Here is a 16280-nt window from a genome sequence, read left to right on the forward strand (position 1 = left end):
GCGGATCAGTCCTCCGTGCAGCACGAGCGCCGCGCCGCCGCGACGTAGTCGGGGTCGTGCCACCAGTACCGGTCCTCGCTCTCATGCCGGGGAACGGGCGGCAGCACGGCGTTCGTGGTGGCGGCGGCCTCGGCCGGTCGGGCGAACGGGCTCAGCAGTTCCTCGACGGTGTGCGCGACGCCGTTCACCATGACCCGCTGGACGTTCGCCGCCTGCGCGATGTCGGCCAGCGGGTCGCCGCCGAGGAACGTCAGGTCGGCGCGGTAGCCGCGGGCGATCCGTCCGATCGGCTCGCCGAGCACCTCACCGGGGGTCCGGGTGGCGGTGGTCAGCGCCTCCAGCGGCGTGATGCCGTTCGCCGCCATGCCCCGCAGGTTGAGATGCGTGGCGATCGCGGTGGGCACGATCGGCGCGTCGGTGCCGGTGACGACCCGGCCGCCGCCCCGGATGAGGCGCGCCAGGTGGGCGACCTGCTGGGCCAGCGATCGCCGGTTGGCGGTCTGGTCGGTGGAGCGGAACTGCGCCACCGTCGCCTGGAGCGCGGCGAACTCCCACGCCGGGTAGAGCGTGCGCACGCGGGGGTCGACGGCGAGGCTGTCGTCCGTGGCGAGCAACGTCAACGACACGAACAGCGTCGGCGTCAGGGCCGCACCGCTGGCGAGGAAGACCTCCGCGACGTCCGGGTGCACGTCGCCCAGCGCGGTGACGGTGCGGGAGTACCCGAACCGGCTGGTCGCACCGACGTGTTCCTGACCGTCGCCGCCGAAGGCCAGCGCCGGATAGTGGTAGTGCGACGTGGCCGGAACGCCGTGCCGGTGCGCCCACGCGATCACCTGCCGCTGCCGGTCGGCGGGCAGCCGCACGTACGACTTCATCAGGTCGTAGTCGAGCGCGCCGGCCCGTTCCAGTTCCAGGCGCAGCTGCGCGTCGTCGTACGTCGGGCGCATGAAGTTGTAGTAGACCCGCGGGCCGTCGATCGCCTCACCGGTGCCGTAGTAGCGCGGCCCGACGCGGACCCCGGCCCGGATCGATTCCCGCTCCTCCACCATGTGGTACGCCGGGCTGCCCGGTGAACGCGTCGTGGTGATGCCGAACGCCAGCCAGAGCCTTCCCTGACGGGATCCGTAGGCGTAGCCCTGCATCTCGCGGTGGTGGTGCATGTCCACGAGGCCGGGGATGACGACCGCCCCGGTCGCGTCGACGCGCGTGCCGTCCCGGCCGGGGCGGTGCGGCTCGACGGCCGTGATGCGGTCGCCGTCCACGACGATGTCGACGTTCTCGACGACGCGCGACGCGCTGCCGTCCCACATCCGGCCGGCGTGGATCACCTGACGCCCACGGGGTTCGGCACGCGTCCAGGTAAGCCCCATCGGCACCGTTCTCGGCGCACCGCCGGCGGCGGGGACCAGCCGGAGCCGGCCGTTGTTGAGGTACAGCAGCGTCGTGGAGTCCCCGCTCCAGCTGGGCGCGTCGGTGACCTCGTCGGTGACCCGCCGCGGTTCGCCGGTGAACGTTCCGGACGGGTCGACGTCGGCCACCCAGAGCACGCTCGCGACGACGAACGCCAGCTTCGTGCCGTCCGGGGACCAGACCGGGCCGTCGTCCCCGCGCGTCTGGAGCGAGCGGTCGGGCAGCGGGTCGATGTAGCGGGCCGCGCCGGTGCGCCGGTCGACCAGCAGGATCTTGCTCAACCCCTCGCGGAACCGCGCCGAGTACGGCCGGATCGCGGCGAGCGCGATGGTGTTGCCGTCCGGCGACCAGGTGGGCCGGCCCGGTTCGAACGTGGCCGGGTGGACCTGCTGGACCGCGCCGGAGGCCACCTCGACCGTGTACAGCGCGCCCGTCTGGTCGAGGAACGCCAGGTGCGTGCCGTCGGGTGACCAGCTGCCGGAGACGGCGGCCCGGTCGGGCAGGTCGGTGAGCTGTCGATCGGTGCCGGTGGCGAGGTCCCGCAGCCAGATGTCGAGCGTGCCGCCCCGGTCGGTCGAGTACGACAGATACCGGCCGTCCGGCGACCAGGCCGGGTCGCACTTCCACCAGGGATCGCGGGTGAGCGGCACCGGCGGGCGGCCGATCGTCATCGTCCAGATGTCGTTGAGCGCGCGGAACGCCACCTGCCGGCCGTCCGGCGACAGCACCGGGCTGCCGATGCCCTTGACCGGCCGCGCACCGGCGACGGCCCGGTCCCGCGCGGTGCGGGTGTAGCGCGGCGTGGCGAGGGCCAGCGCGGCGGTGAACCCGATCTCCCCCGTGCGGCCGCCGCCGATGGTGCCGCGCCGGATCCGGCCGTCGGCGGTGTAGACGAACGATCCGTCCGTTCCCCAGGAAACCCGGAACGGGAAGACCTCCTCGCCGGCGATCTCGACCACCTCGACCCCGGCGGCGTCGATCCGGCACAGCTCGCTGCGCGGAGCCGCGACGCGGGTGTAGAGCAGGCCGGCGCCGTCCGGGGTCCACGCGGGCGAGCGCACGGTCCGGCCGGCGACGGCGGGGACCACCGTCCGGCGTGCGCCGGAGGCCACCGACACCACGTCGATGCGGCTGTTGCCGACGACGAAGGCGATCTCGGCGCCGTCGGGCGACCATGCCGGCTCGAACGACTCCTCCGCGGTGGCGACGAGGGTGGTGACCGCACCGGAGGCAAGGTCCAGCACGTCGATGCCGTAGTGCCCGGTTCGGTCGGTCGAGTAGGCGATCCGGCCGCCGTCCGGAGAGAAGCGCGGCTCCCGCTGGTCGAACGGGCCCTCGGTGAGCTTGCGCGCTCCCGTGCCGTCGGTCCGGATCAGCCACACGTTGAACACCGCGTCGCGGTAGGACTGGAACACGAGCGTGCGCCCGTCCGGTGCCCAGTCCGGCTGGGCGACGTCGAACAGGTCGTCGGTCAGCCGGCGCGCCTCGCCGCCGGCCGCCGGCACCACCCAGAGCACCCCGACCAGATCCATCGCGACGGCGGTGCCGTCCGGCGAGAGCCGGGCCGCGAGATTGACCCCGGTGTGAACGTGGATCCGGCGCTGCGACGGGGCGGCCGGCGCTGCGGCCTCGGCGGCGTCGCCGGTGCTCAGCACCCCCGCCACCGTCGTCCCGGCCGCGCCGGAGATGAACGTTCTTCTGCTGATGCCGGTCATCGGCCCCCGTCTCTCCCCATTTGGGTGTGTTTATATTTATAGTCCTCACTCGCTGGTGATGGGAACGCGGCACGGCGGCGCTACGCACTCCGACCATGAGGACGTCCCGCCCGAGGGGGCCGGTGGATCCGGCCGGGCACGTCGCGCAGGCGCCCGCCGCTGCCGCCGTACCGGCTCGCGACGATCTCGGCGACGATGCTGACCGCCGTCTCCTCCGGGGTGCGCGCGCCGAGATCCAGCCCGATCGGCGAGGCGAGGCGCTCCAGTTCGGCCCCGGTCAGGCCGTGCTCGCGCAGCCGGGCCAGCCGATCGTCGTGGGTGTGTCGGGAACCCATCGCGCCGACGTACGCCAGCGGCATCCGTAACGCCTCCGCCAGCACCGGCACGTCGAACCTCGGATCGTGTGTCAGCACGCACACGACGGTGCGCCCGTCCAGCCGCCCGGCCCCGGCCTCGGCACGCAGGTACCGGTGCGGCCAGTCGACCACCACGTCGTGGGCCTGCGGGAAGCGGCGTGCGGTGGCGAAGACCGGCCGCGCGTCGCACACCGTGACGCGGTAGCCGAGGACGGCACCGACCCGGGCCAGCGCGGCGGCGAAGTCGACCGCCCCGAACACGATCATCCGGGGCGGTGGCGCGTACGCGGCGACGAAGGCGCCGGTTTGCGCGATCCCGCTGTCGCCGGTGCGCAGGCGTTCCCGGGCGTCGGCCGCGGCGGCGGCGTCGAGCCGGCCCGAACCCAGGGTGCCGGCGGTGCGGTCGGCCCACACGACGAGCCGTCGCCCCGGCGGGTCCCCGTCGAGTGCGGTGGCCACCGCCACCGGCGTCCCCGCGCGGATGTCCCGGGCGACGTCACCCAGCTCCGGGAACGTCGTGCGGTCCACCCGTTCGACGAAGACGTCCAGGGATCCGCCGCAGGTGAGCAGGTCGTCGAAGTCCTCGAGGCCCTGCCGCACCGGTACGCCGGTCGCCTGTACACGGGTGGCCAGTTCGTACACGGTCGCCTCGACGCATCCGGCGGAGACGCTGCCGGTCGCCGAACCGTCCGGGCCGACCAGCATCGTGGCGCCGGCCGGCCGGGGAGCCGAACGCCACGTGCGCACCACCGTCGCCATGCCGACCGGTTCACCGGCCTCCCACCAGCGGACCAACTCGTCGAGCACGTCACGCACGGCCGGCCCGTTCCAGCACCTCCAGCACGGTGCCGACGAGCAGCGGCACCTTGTACCCGGTCATCGGCAACGGCCGCGCGCCGTCGGCGGCCCGCCGCGCAGCCGCCTCGAACAGGGCACCGGTGGGCGGGTTGCCGAGCAGCGCCGCCTCCACCGCCGGCAGCCGCAACGGGATCGGGGCCACTCCGCCGACGGCCACTCCGGCCGCTGCCACCGTTCCGTCGAGAACGACAAGGCGCGCGACGGCCTCGACCAGCGGCCACTCGGCGTAGGTGCGGCTGATCGCCCGGTGGTAGGCGGCCCGCTCGCCCGCAACGGCCGGGGGAAGCCGCACGGCGGTGAGCAGTTCGCCGTCGGCGAGCCGATGGTCGCGGGAGCCGTCGGAGCCGTCGCCGAACACCTCCGCGACCGGCAGGACGCGCCGGTCGGTGACGACCTCGGCGGCGTAGGCGAGCAGGGCCGCCCCGAGCGTCGAGGGATGCGGCGCCACGCACGGACCCAGGTCGAACGCGACGTGGAAGCGATGGTTGCCGGCACGGGCCGGGCAGGTGTCCCCGCCGCTCTTCAGGCACGGCGTGTGCGGGTTGCGGTAGTACCAGCACCGGTTGTGCTGCAACAGGTTGCCGCCGATCGTGCCGATCCGGCGGATCTGCGGCGTGGCGAGCGCACCCGCCGACAGGGCCAGCCCGGGATAGCCGGACCGGATCGCCTCGTCGGCCGCCAGCACCGCCATCGGCGTCGCCGCGCCGATCTCCCACCCGCCGTCGGCGGTGGCCGTGATCCGTCGAAGCTCGGGACGGGCGCCGACGTCGCGCACCGGCCCGCGGCTGATCCCGCTGCGCCGGCGCTCGCTCAGATCGGTGCCCCCGGCACGAAACTCGCTCATCGAATATCTCCGCGGGCGACGGCCTCGACGATCGCGTCGGGCCGGATGGGCAACCGGTACGGGCGCTGCCCGGTCGCGTGGTGCACGGCGTTGGCGATCGCGGCGGCCACCGGCATGGTGGCGATCTCACCGAGCCCCACCCCGCCGCCGGGCACGTGTTCGAACCCGTCCTCGTCGAAGTGCAGCGTGATCCGCGGCGTGTCCGCGATCCCCGGGATCCGGTAGTCCTCCAGCCCGGCGGTCAGCACCCGCCCGGTGTGCGGGTCGAGTTCGCGCTGCTCGTACAGCGCGTAGCCGATGCCCTGGATCACCGCGCCGTGCGCCTGCGCGGCCGCCAGTTCGGGCGCGGCGAGCCGCCCGACCGCGATGCCGCAGTACATCGCCGGCACCCGCACGTGCCCGAGCCGGGTGTCCACCTCGACCTCGGCCAGGTACACCGATCCGGTGTAGCCCCGCCCGGTGCGCAGCCGGGACGTGGCCCGCAGGAAGACCGACATGCCCGCGCCCAGTGCGCCGGCGCCGTCGAACGGCCGGCGGGCCGAGCGGCCGAGCGCCGCGTCGTCGTCGGGTCGGCGCGCGGTCACCGTCGTCTCCTGCGCCGCGCGCAGCGCGTCCGGCCACGCCAGGACGCCGCCGGCGTGGCGGACCCCGGCGTCGTCGGGTCGCGCGCCGGGTAGTCGCGTCGCCTCGGCGATCGCCGCCTTCAGCCGCCGCGCGGCCCGCAGCGTCGCCGGCACGAGCGTCGCCGTGGTGCGACTTCCGCCGGAGATCGGGCCGCGGGGCAGTGCCGAGTCGCCGATCCGGACCTCTACCGCATCCGGGGGAACGTCGAACGCGCCCGCAACGGTGCGGGCGAGCACCGTTCGGCTGCCGGTGCCCATGTCCTGCACCGCGCTGGCGACCCGCAGCCGGCCGCCGGGGAGCACGGCAAGCTCCACCTCGCAGTCGGTCTGGTGCCAGTAGAACCAGTTGGCGGCCGCGACGCCGACGCCCCGCCGGTACCGGCCGGTGCGGGTGTGCGCGCCGCGTTCCCGCCAGGCCGGCAGCTCCGCCGCCCAGGTGTACAGCCGCTGCCGCAACGGGTCCGGGTCCCACCGGCGGCGCAGTGCGATCGGGTCGGTGTCCAGGCGCAGCGCGGCCTCGTCGACGGCCTGTTCCAGGGCGAAGCAGGTCAGCGGGCCGCCCGGGCCGCGGAACGGGGTGCCCGGCGGCGTGTTGGTGACGACGTCGTAGTCGGCGAGATCCTTCGCCGGCGCCGGATAGATGAGCCGGGCCAACGACGCGACGGTCGAACCGACCGCGACCCCGGAGTCCGCGACCGCCGTCATCGACAGCGCCGCGAGGCTGCCGTCCGCGGCGGCCAGCAGCCCCACGGTCAGTTCGGCGGCGGGCCGGTGGCCGGCGACGCTCAGCTCCTCCAGCCGGTCCAGGGCGACCCGCACCGGCGCACCGGCGGCGCGGGACAGCTCGACCGCGGCGACGATCTCGTGCGACAGCGCCAGCTTCGCGCCGAACCCGCCGCCCACGTGCTCGGCGAGCACCCGCACGGCCTCGGGGCGCAGCCTGTAGCGGCGGGCCAGTTCGTGCGCGACGTGGGCGACCGCCTGCGTGGACGCGTGCACCGTCAGCCCGTCCGCGGTCCAGTCGGCGACCGCGACGTGCGGCTCGAACGCCGTGTGCACCTGCGCGGCCGTGTGGAACGTCCCCTCGACCAGCAGCGGGTCCCCGGCCTCGCGGGCAGCGGCGAGGAGCCGCCGGGCGGTCTTCGCCGACTCGGAGAACTGCCCCACGGGACCGCGCAGGTTGGGCGCCTTCCACGGGGTCGGCACCAGCACGCCCTCGGCCGCGTTGGGAGTGCGCCGCTTGCCGGTGTACACCGGGGCCGGGTCGGGCCGCAGCGCCGCCGACGCGCTGACGCTGGCCGGCAGCGGCTCGTACCGCACGACGACGGCGGCGGCACCGGCCTCCGCGGCGTGCCGGTCCACCGCCGCGATCGCGACGAGCGGCTCCCCCACGTAGCGGACCTCCGGGTCGCGCGCGTCCAGCAGGCGCACCACGGCGCGCACGCCCGGGGTCCGTTCGGCCGCGGCGGTGTCGATGTCGCCGACCCGCGCGTGGGCGTGCGCGGAGCGCAGAACGACACCCTCCAGCTGCCCGGGCAGCCGGACGTCGAGCGTGTAGCGGGCCCGTCCGGTCACCTTCTCGGCGGCCTCCACCCGGGGCGGTGCGGCGGCGTGCGCGTTGTCGTGCTCGCCGGCGCAGGCGGCCGCGACGGCGTCGAAGATCTCGACGTAGGCGCCGCACCGGCACAGGTGGCCGGCGAGCGCGGCGGCGATCTCCTCGCGTTCCGGCCGGGCGGTGCCGTGGCGGGCGCGCCAGTCGTCGTGGAAGGCGGCCGCCTCGACCACGAAGCCCGGCGTGCAGAACCCGCACTGCAACGCGCCGTGCGCGACGAAGGCCCGGGCGACCGGATGTTCGGGGTCGATGCCCTCGACCGTGGTGACGGTGTGCCCGTCGAGGGCGTCGGTCGGCAGCAGGCAGCTCACCACGGGTTGCCCGTCGAGCAGCACCGTGCAGGCGCCGCAGACCCCGGCGCCGCAGACGAGCTTGGTGCCGGTCAATCCGAGGCGTTCGCGGAGGGTGTCCACCGAGGTGTCGGGCAGGGGGCCGGGGAGGGCGTGCTGGGTTCCGTTGATCTCGACCTTGACCATTGAGCCTTCTCACTCTCGGTCCGGCAGGATGCGAATGAATGTTCATTCACACCGGGGCGCGTGTCAAGGGCGCTCGCCCGACAATGGCCTTACGGGCAGCGCAGCAGGTCCCAGACCGCGTTCTCGGACAGGGCCAGCCGCTCCTCGTCGAGGCCGGATCCCCGCATCGACGCGCACATGCCGATGAACGCCCCGTACGCCAGCGACATCAGCACCGTCGGATCCCCGGGCCGGATCTCCCCCCGGGCCTGACCGGCGCTGATCAACTCCCCGGCCGCCGCGTAGATCCGCTCGGTGAGCGCGGCGTTCTCCGCGTCGAGGTAGCTCTGGTGCTGCTGCAGTTCGAGGAACGCGAACGCGTCCGGATGTTCGACCGCGAAGGCCACCATCCCGCGCCACATCCGCCCGAACCGCGCCCGGATCGGCTCGTCCGCGACGTCGGCCGCCACCGAATCGATCACATGGGCGCCGAGCCTGGTCTTCCACCGCCGGTACACGGCGTTGCCCAGCGCCTCCTTGCTGGGAAAGTGGCGGTAGATGGAGCCCACCGCCACCCCGGCCCGCTCCGCCAGGGGAGCCATCGCCGTGCCGCCGTAGGTGTACTCGGTGAACACCACGAGCGCGGCGGACATGATCGCCTCGCGCACCTCCCGCGGCTGGGTCACCCGCCACCTCCCGGTTCCATGGCCCGAACGTTACCGGGCGCCGCCGGTACGACCGCTTCGACGGTGAACACCCCGCCGGCGCGCGCGTACGAGAACCTGCCGCCCGCGTCGGCCAGGCGGTCGGCGAGCCCGCGCAGCCCCGAACTCAGCGGATCCGGCCGCGGGTCGGACGCCCCGTCGTTGCCGACCGTCAGGCGCACCTCCGTCGGCGACGCGCGCACCTCGATCGCGCAGCGGGTCGCGCGGCTGTGCCGGAGCAGGTTCGTGGTCGCCTCGCGCAGCACCGCCGCCAGCAGCGGCCCCGCCTGCTCCGGAACGTCCGCGCCGCCGGTCACCTCGCAGCGCACGCCGCTGGACTCCAGCACCTGCCGGATCGCGGCCAACTGCGCGGCAAGGTCCACCCGCCGGTAGCCGCGCACCACGTCGCGCAGGTCGGCGAGCGCGTCGGCCGCGAGGGCCCGCACCTCGCCGGCCTCCGTCCGGGCCCGCTGCGGGTCCAGGGGCGCGAGGCGTTCGGCCAGCTCGGCCTTGAGCGCGATCACCGACAGGCGGTGCCCCAGATGGTCGTGAACGTCCCGCGCCAGGCGCAGCCGTTCCTCGGCGGCCGCCAGCCGGGACTGCGCCGCCCGCCCCTCCTCCGCCTGCACCAGCAGGTCCCAGAACCACACCTGCAGCCCGTTCACGGCGGCGACGCCCAGCCCGAAGCCGCCCGTGATGACCACCGTGTGCCACCAGACGTCCGGCGCGACCGGCACCGCCACCGCGACGACGCCGGCCACCAGGGCCCACCCCCACCACCGCGGAACGAGCACCGGGATCACGCCGACCAGGCACGCCGCCAGCCACGACCAGCTCGGCCACGCGCCGCCGAGCGGAGCGACCAGCGGGAGCGACGCGACCGATGCCACGGCGAGCGCGAGCACCGGCCGGCGTCGCCGCGCCCAGGGCGTGACGAGCGCGTGCAGGACGTACCCCTGCGCCACGCAGAACATCGCGATGCCGAGCGCGCCCAGGATCCGCCGCGCGCCGTCCGGTTCCCGGGCGAGGCCGATCGCCGGCATCAGCAGCGCGGCCGTGCCGTTGACGGCGAGCACGCCGAACGTCACGAGCCGGACCCGGCGCAGGCGAGGTTGCATGCGCCGAGCGTAGGTGCGACGGCGTCACGGCCGACCCGGGAAAAGTTCACGGGTGCGCGGGTGTGCCGCGCCCGCAGGCTGGCCGGCATGTGGAAGAAGCTGCGGCACCGCTGGCCGAGCGCGCTGGCGTTGGTGCTGACCGTCGACAATCTCGTGGCACCCCGGCCGCTGGCGCCGTGGACGTTGCTGGTGCTGGCGTTCGCGTACCTGAGCATCGGGGTGGTCCGGGGCACGCTGCGCCCGGGCAGGGTGCTCGCCGCCCAGCTCGGCGGCGCGGGTGTCTACTTGGGACTGATCGCCCTCGCGTCGGCCCTTTCGGGGACGGCGTCCGCGTTCGTGGTCGGGGCGGGCTGGTTCGCGCACGCCGGCTGGGACCTGTGGCACCACCGGCGCAACCTGGTGGTGTGGCGGGAGTTCGCCGAGTGGTGCGCCGTCGTCGACGCCGTCATCGGCGTCTCGGTGCTGATGTGGGCCGTCGCGGCGCTGTGACGGAGTGGCCGTCATGCGCATTCGTCGTGCCGACGTCGCCGACTCGGCCGGGATCGCCGCGGTGCACGTCGCCTCGTCGCCGGCCGCCTATGCGGCGCACGGCTGGCTGCCGGACGGGGGTCAGGCGGGACACGACGCGCGACGTCCCGCGGACCGTCGTGCGGTACCGGCCGACGCTCGCACCTCAGTGACCCCGGAACGCCTCCTCCAGCCACCACGAGCCGCGCCGCGCGTCGACCTTCGCGTCCACCACGAACACGCCCCGCGGCGCGGCGAGCCACTCCCGCACGGCGTCGAGGTCGCCGGCGGAGCGCACCGTCGCGCCGCGGCAGCCGTGGCCCCGCGCGATCTCCGCGAGATCCGCGTCCGGCAGCGTCACGGTGTCGAGCGGGTGCCCGCCCGGCCCGAAGTGGTGCACCTCGGCGCCGTACGCGGCGTCGTCGTAGACGACCACGAGCAGCGGCCCGCCGAGCCGCGCGGCCGTCGCCAGTTCGGCCGAGGACATCAGGAAACCGCCGTCGCCGAGCGCCGCCACCGTCAGGCGGTCGGGACGCGCCAGCGCCGCGCCGAGTGCGCTCGACAGACCCAGACCGATCGATTGGAACGCCTGCGTGAAGCAGAAACCCGCCGCGTCCGGCACGTCGAGGAACATCGCCGGGTAGCCCATGAAGTTGCCGGAGTCCACGACGACGGTGCGTTCGGCGGGCAGCAGGTCGTCGAGGAGCACGCTGAGCGTGCGCGGGTCGATCCGGCCGGGCGGCGGATCGTCCACATAGGACACCGTGCGCCACCTGCCGCCGGCGGCGATCCGCTCGCGCAGCGCGCCCGTGCGCCATCCCGGCCGCACGTCGGGACCGAGCCCCACCGCGCACGCGTCGGCCACCGCCACCACGTCGCCGGTGACGGGCACGTCGACCGGCCGGTTGACGACGAGCGCACCGGGTTCCAGGTCGACCTGGGCCACGATCGCCGCCGGGCCGATCAGGGCGCCGTGGCGGGTGGTCCACATGTTCAGGGTGCTGCCCCAGGCGACGACGAGGTCGGAGCCGGCGATCAGTTCGGCGGCCAGCGGGGTGGCGAAGCCGCCGGAGACGTCGAGATACCAGGGGTCGCCGGCGAACAGGCCCTTCGCGGCGGCCGACACGGCGAGCAGCGCACCGGTGCGGGATGCCAGTCGGGTCAATGCCTCCCGCGCCTCGATCGGCCTGCGGGCCGCGCCCCGCCCGGCGATGAACACCGGCCTGCGCGCCGCCCGCAGCGCCGCCACGAGAGCCGCCACGTCGGGCGCCGGCTCCGGGTCGGCCGGCACCGGCGCCACGGGAGAGAACGCCACCTCCCGCGCCTGAACGTCCAGCGGCAGCCCCAGCACGACGGTCCGGCCGGCACCGCGCGTGGCGGTGTCCCACACGCCCGCGACGCACTCGGCGACGTTCTCCGGATGGATCCGATGGAAGACCGCGCCGACGGCGGCCGCGAGGGCCGGGAGGTCGATGTGGAAGTTGGACCGGGGGTTGGGCGCCTCGGCCGCGAGCACGACGAGCGGCGAACGGCTCTTTGCGGCCTCGGCGATGCCGGTCAGCGCGTTGGTCACGCCCGGCCCCTGGTGCAGCGACAGCACCGCCGGACGGCCCGACACCCGCGCGAACGCGTCCGCCATGACGGCCGCGCCGCCCTCGTGCACCGCCGGCACGAACCGCGCACCGGCGGCCACGAGGGCGTTGGTCACGTGGAAGTTGCCGCTGCCGACCAGCCCGAACACGTGATCGGCACCGCAGTCGACCAGGGTCCGCGCGACAGCCTCCGAGACGCGCATCTAAGGAAGCAACCTATCGTTCGACGAGGGCCAGCACCCGGCACGGGCTGCCGGAGCCGCGCACGATCGGCAGCGGCCCGGCGACGACGACCGCGCCGGTGGCCGGCAGCGCGCCGACGTTCTGCAACTGGGTCAGCCCGTACTTGTCGTTGCCGAGCAGGAACGAGTGGCACGGGAACGGCGGGTCGAACGAGTGCGCCGCGCCGGCGTCGGTGCCCACGGTCTCCACGCCCACCCCGAGGATCGGCGTCTCCTCCGCCAGCCATTTGGCGCACTCGACGGAGATGCCCGGCGTGCGGCCGGCGTTGGCGTACTCCGCGGCGTCGTGGCCACGAGCGTCCCAACCCGTCCGGTACAGCAGCCACCCGCCCTCCGGCAGCGGCCCGTGCGCGTCCTGCCAGGCCCGCACGTGGGAGACCTCCAGCAGGAAGTCCGGATCGGCGGCGGCCTCGGCGGAGAGGTCGAGCACGGCGGCCGGCCCGATCAGGCGCGCCGGCGGCACCCGCGCCACGTCGTGCCCGTCCCGGCCGGTGACCCAGTGCACGGGCGCGTCGAAGTGCGTGCCGGTGTGCTCGCCGGTGCGGATGTTGTTCCAGTACCACGCCGGCCCGCGCTCGTCGTAGCGGCTGATCTCCTCCAGCCCGAACGTCCACGTCTGCCCGAACGGCTCCGGCAGCGTGAGGATCGGCGTGTCCGCCGAGAGCGGGGCGGTCAGGTCGACCACCTCGACCGCCCCCGAACGCAACGCGCCCACCAACTCCGACAGCACACCCATGCCGACCTCCCGTCGCACCTCGGATGAGGCGCAGGCTACGCCTCCGGCCGCCCGGTGGTGTCCCGAAGCGCCGAGAGCACCGCCGTCAGCTGGGCGATGATCCCCGAAAGGCTGGTCTGGTCGACCCCGCCCAGGTTGACGGTGCGCACCTCGGTCGGCTTCGGCAGGTGCCGCACCAGTTCCGGTAGCTTCTCGACGAACTGCGCCTGCACGTTCGCGTCCGACTGGGTGTTGTCGATCTCGACGCGCAGCCGGGCCCGTTCCAACTGGAGGACTTGCTGCTCGTGCTCGGCCGCCGTCTCGGCCCGCGCGTGGGCGAGGTCGGCCTGCTGGCGCAGTGCGCGCAACGCCTCCGCGGCCTCCAGGCGCAGGCGTTCGACCTCGTGCTCCTGGGCCTGCCGGGTGCGGCGCAGGGCCAGCTCGTGCAACGCCGTCTCGGTGGACAGGTCGGCGAGCGTGCGCGTGTCCTCCTGGTCCCGGGCCGCGCGCCGCACCTTCTCGGCCGTGTCCCGGTCGAAACCGGCGGCGTCGTTGCGGTGGCGCAGCTCGCCGAGTTCGCGTTCGTCGGCCATGCGGCGGGTCTCGCGGGCGCGCGCCGCCACCATCTCGCGTTCGGAGATGGCGTCGCCCGCCGCCAGTTCGGCCAGGCGGGCGACGCGCTCCTGCTCGGCGCGGTAGGGCTTCTGCAGGTTCTCCCACAGGCGCGACGAACTGACCACGGCCTCCTTGATCTGCACCGTCACGATGCGCAGGCCCAGCCCGTTGTCCCGGTCGCCCTCGCCCTCGGCGACGGCGCGCAGCCGGGCGGTCAGCTCCTCGATGATGGGCTGCTTGTCGCTGAGCACCTCGTGCACGCTCATCGTGGCGACCTTGTCCTTGATGGCCGCCTCGGCCTGCTCCTTCAGTTGGAGGTTCACCAGGCGCATCGGGTCGTCCGGGTCGCCGAAGTCGAGGCGCCGGTAGGCGGTCGCGAAGTCCTCGATGCGCCACTGCACGTAGGCCTGCACGACGACGCCCTGCAGTTCGCGGCAGATCGAGAACGCGCTGATCAGAATGGTCTGCATCGCGCCCGGCACCACGAGGAACGCGTCCGTCTGCGGCCGGTAGCGGAACGAGGTGCCGAGTCCCACGTGCAGCGGCTCGGCCTTGCCGCGACGGGTGTGCACGACGAACGCGTTCGGCGGGACCAGCACGGTCTTCCAGCACCAGAAGCCGGTGACGCGTACCTCGACGCCGTTCTGCTTGGCGGGTGCGGCCTCCGCGGCGGCCACCGCTGCCCGGCCGCGCGGTGCCTGCGGGGCGGGGGCGGGCGCCGCGCGCTTGGTGCGCAGGTTCTGCTCGAGCACCTGCTGCTCGGCGACGACGCGGTCGAGATAGTCGTTACGGCTCTGGTTGGACGCCATCGGCACACCCCTGGGATCGGCCACAGTGGACAGTGGGTTCACCGTCCACTGTGGCGATCACGTCAAGCGGGTTGCGTCCAGACCGCGATCGGGCTCCAGGAGGCGCCGGCGTCGCCGGTGCGCACGAGGTCGTGCGTGACGACGCAGTCGCGCTTGTCCGCCTTGCAGCTGCCGCGCGCGGTGAGCGCCCAGCCGTGGCGGCCGCCGCCGGCGAAGGTCGCGGCGCGCACCCCCTCGGGCAGGCCGCGCGGCCACACGTCGGCCGCGCCGCGGTACGCGTGCCCGCCGGCGGTGTCGAAGACCATCGGGCCGGTGTCGGTGCGCGCGACCGGCACGGTGACCCCGGGGCCGGTGCGGGCGTTCAGCGGGATGCGGGTCGGGGTGTCCCAGGTGCGGCCGTCGTCGGCGGTCGTGAGCAGCTGCACCTCCGAGCGGGTGCCGTCGGTGACGGTCACCGGCAGCGTGCCGTCGACCGGCGGGCTCACGGCGACGCTCTTCGCGTTGTCCACCTTCAGGTCGGATCCGAGCCAGGTGCGTCCGCCGTCGGTGCTGGCGTGCAGCGCCGTCCCGGCCACCCAGATCCGTCCGTCCGGCTCCACCGAGACCCGGCCGGACTCGGGGGCGGGCAGGGCCGTCCAGTCGTCCGGGCCCGCCGTCGTCCAGAGCGTTCCCACACGGAACGCCTGACTGGTGGCGACCCGGGCCAGAATGACGGTCCGGTCCCCGGCGGACGCCATCCGCAGCGACGAGTAGCCGGCGGGGCTCGCCTTCTCGTCCCGCAGCTCGCGGGTCTGCCACGACTTTCCGCCGTCGGTGGTCCGCGCGACGTAGATCGCGGTGTCCTCGGCGGCGGCGACGGTGCCGTGCTCCGCGTCGGTGAACAGCGCGGCGCGCACGGGCGTCTCCGGCAGCGGGACCGTGGTGGTCTCGAAGGTGGCGCCGCCGTCGCCGGTGGTCAGCAGGGCGTCGGCCGTGAGCACCCAGCCGAACGTCTCGGTGACCCGGGCGGCGTCCAGCGGCGGTGCCCCGGTCCGTCGCAACCCGGCGTCCTCGGTCCCGCCGCACGCGGTGAGGGCGAGGCACAGCACGGTGGCCGCGAGAATTCTGCGCATCACAGGCACCCCTGCTCGTTGCCGAGCTCGTCGGGCGCCGGATACACCGGCCCGTTGGAGCAGTCGCTGTCGATGTTGAGCGTGACGCCGTTCCACGTCTCGGTGTGGTCACCGGCGTACTGCTTGTGGCGGCGGCTGCCGGACCAGTTGCCCGACGGGATGCAGCGGATCGTGCCGGTGCTCGGGTTGCCCGACCAGTCGGCCGCGTCGATGAAGTCCGGCACGTTGGCCAGCGACGCGAACGTGTTGAGCCCCGACGCGCAGGCCGACCCGTACACGCCCGCCTTCTGCGCGGTCGGCACGTGCATCTGGTACACCCACCCCGAGATGAACTGCTGCGTCGCGGCCAGGCAGCCCGCGTCGGCGGTGTTGAACGCCTCCAGGTCGTAGATGATCGGCGCGTCCCGGGTGTCCCACCCGTAGGAGACGATCACCTGGTAGGCGGCCCGCGCCTCGTCCCGCCCCTGCGCGTACGCGGTCGCCGGATCGGCGCTGAACCGCGACGCGAACGAGGTGCACGGCGCCTGCGGCCCCACCCACAGCGGCAGGAACTTCCAGCCCTGCCCGCGCAGCGTGGCGACGTCGGCCGGCGTCCAGCGGGTGCAGCCCTTCCCGTACTGGGAGCCGCCGATGTACAGCCCCATGTTCCAGAACGGCGTGTTGGACCAGAACGCCTGCGCGTTGGCCGTGGAGCCGATGCCGCACGCGTCCCAGCCCTTGTGCTGACTGATGCCGAACGACGCGTGCGCCGGCGCGGTCGTCCATGGCGTGACCAGCGCCGGAACCAGCCCGGCGAGCAGCACGGCCACGAACGCGAGTCCGAAGCGGGAACGAGTCACCCATCGGAATATAGCGATCGACCAACGGAACGGAAGGTCGGAAATGCGCCAGTCCGGTCCTGCACACCCGCCACTGTGGATCGCGGGACCGTCCCCTCGGGAAATCCCCAGATCGGCCGGTTCGGTACAAGACGCAACGGATCGGTCGCATAGG

The 16280-nt window shown here is 74.2% G+C and carries 12 protein-coding genes; 1 reads left to right on the forward strand and 11 read right to left on the reverse strand.

The features are described from left to right. Nucleotides 1-5: 5 nt before the first annotated feature. The 6 genes from Val02_RS15735 to Val02_RS15760 all read right to left on the reverse strand — a co-directional run bounded on the left by Val02_RS15735 (nt 6) and on the right by Val02_RS15760 (nt 9695). On the reverse strand, nt 6-3125 hold the full coding sequence (locus Val02_RS15735) for an amidohydrolase family protein (RefSeq protein WP_239152957.1): 3120 nt from the start codon (nt 3123-3125) through the stop codon (nt 6-8). An 80-nt stretch (nt 3126-3205) separates the two neighbouring features. Further along, entirely contained in the window at nt 3206-4297 is a 1092-nt protein-coding gene (locus Val02_RS15740; protein ID WP_203899786.1) for an XdhC family protein, read from the reverse strand. Continuing rightward, a complete protein-coding gene (locus Val02_RS15745) occupies nt 4290-5183 on the reverse strand; it encodes an FAD binding domain-containing protein (protein WP_203899787.1) in 894 nt (297 codons plus the stop codon). Before Val02_RS15745 ends, Val02_RS15740 begins: the two co-directional genes overlap by 8 nt. Then, nucleotides 5180-7894 (reverse strand): molybdopterin-dependent oxidoreductase, encoded by a 2715-nt coding sequence (locus Val02_RS15750; RefSeq protein ID WP_203899788.1) that lies wholly within the window; start codon nt 7892-7894, stop codon nt 5180-5182. The genes Val02_RS15745 and Val02_RS15750 overlap by 4 nt, the downstream gene beginning before the upstream one ends. An 89-nt stretch (nt 7895-7983) precedes the next feature. Continuing rightward, a complete protein-coding gene (locus tag Val02_RS15755) occupies nt 7984-8559 on the reverse strand; it encodes a TetR/AcrR family transcriptional regulator (protein ID WP_203899789.1) in 576 nt (191 codons plus the stop codon). Next, nucleotides 8556-9695: a sensor histidine kinase gene (locus Val02_RS15760; RefSeq protein ID WP_203899790.1), complete on the reverse strand. Its 1140-nt coding sequence runs from the start codon at nt 9693-9695 to the stop codon at nt 8556-8558. Before Val02_RS15760 ends, Val02_RS15755 begins: the two co-directional genes overlap by 4 nt. Before the next feature lie 87 nt (nt 9696-9782). Here Val02_RS15760 and Val02_RS15765 point away from each other — a divergent pair, with 87 nt between their 5' ends. Beyond that, nucleotides 9783-10184 (forward strand): hypothetical protein, encoded by a 402-nt coding sequence (locus tag Val02_RS15765; RefSeq protein WP_203899791.1) that lies wholly within the window; start codon nt 9783-9785, stop codon nt 10182-10184. Nucleotides 10185-10368: 184 nt separating this feature from the next. Here Val02_RS15765 and Val02_RS15770 read toward each other — a convergent pair whose 3' ends face one another. The 5 genes from Val02_RS15770 to Val02_RS15790 form a co-directional block, all read right to left on the reverse strand. Beyond that, complete coding sequence (locus tag Val02_RS15770; RefSeq protein WP_203899792.1) at nt 10369-11997, reverse strand: thiamine pyrophosphate-binding protein; 1629 nt, start codon at nt 11995-11997, stop codon at nt 10369-10371. Between the two features lie 13 nt (nt 11998-12010). Beyond that, entirely contained in the window at nt 12011-12772 is a 762-nt protein-coding gene (locus Val02_RS15775) for a cyclase family protein (RefSeq protein ID WP_203899793.1), read from the reverse strand. Between the two features lie 35 nt (nt 12773-12807). Beyond that, nucleotides 12808-14175, reverse strand: coding sequence for an SPFH domain-containing protein (locus Val02_RS15780; RefSeq protein WP_203899794.1), 1368 nt, complete (start codon nt 14173-14175; stop codon nt 12808-12810). A 62-nt stretch (nt 14176-14237) separates the two neighbouring features. Continuing rightward, on the reverse strand, nt 14238-15287 hold the full coding sequence (locus tag Val02_RS15785; RefSeq protein WP_203899795.1) for a beta propeller repeat protein: 1050 nt from the start codon (nt 15285-15287) through the stop codon (nt 14238-14240). Beyond that, on the reverse strand, nt 15287-16126 hold the full coding sequence (locus Val02_RS15790) for a glycoside hydrolase domain-containing protein (protein ID WP_203899796.1): 840 nt from the start codon (nt 16124-16126) through the stop codon (nt 15287-15289). Before Val02_RS15790 ends, Val02_RS15785 begins: the two co-directional genes overlap by 1 nt. Nucleotides 16127-16280: the final 154 nt, after the last annotated feature.

Source organism: Virgisporangium aliadipatigenens (genome assembly GCF_016863615.1).
Taxonomy (GTDB): domain Bacteria; phylum Actinomycetota; class Actinomycetes; order Mycobacteriales; family Micromonosporaceae; genus Virgisporangium; species Virgisporangium aliadipatigenens.

Excerpts from the sequence above, each read along its gene's own strand:
- Val02_RS15750 (WP_203899788.1), bottom strand. The coding sequence starts at position 7,894 with ATGGTCAAGGTCGAGATCAACGGAACCCAGCACGCCCTCCCCGGCCCC.
- Val02_RS15770 (WP_203899792.1), bottom strand. The coding sequence starts at position 11,997 with ATGCGCGTCTCGGAGGCTGTCGCGCGGACCCTGGTCGACTGCGGTGCC.
- Val02_RS15785 (WP_203899795.1), bottom strand. The coding sequence starts at position 15,287 with ATGCGCAGAATTCTCGCGGCCACCGTGCTGTGCCTCGCCCTCACCGCG.
- Val02_RS15760 (WP_203899790.1), bottom strand. The coding sequence starts at position 9,695 with ATGCAACCTCGCCTGCGCCGGGTCCGGCTCGTGACGTTCGGCGTGCTC.
- Val02_RS15780 (WP_203899794.1), bottom strand. The coding sequence starts at position 14,175 with ATGGCGTCCAACCAGAGCCGTAACGACTATCTCGACCGCGTCGTCGCC.
- Val02_RS15765 (WP_203899791.1), top strand. The coding sequence starts at position 9,783 with ATGTGGAAGAAGCTGCGGCACCGCTGGCCGAGCGCGCTGGCGTTGGTG.
- Val02_RS15775 (WP_203899793.1), bottom strand. The coding sequence starts at position 12,772 with ATGGGTGTGCTGTCGGAGTTGGTGGGCGCGTTGCGTTCGGGGGCGGTC.
- Val02_RS15735 (WP_239152957.1), bottom strand. The coding sequence starts at position 3,125 with ATGACCGGCATCAGCAGAAGAACGTTCATCTCCGGCGCGGCCGGGACG.
- Val02_RS15745 (WP_203899787.1), bottom strand. The coding sequence starts at position 5,183 with ATGAGCGAGTTTCGTGCCGGGGGCACCGATCTGAGCGAGCGCCGGCGC.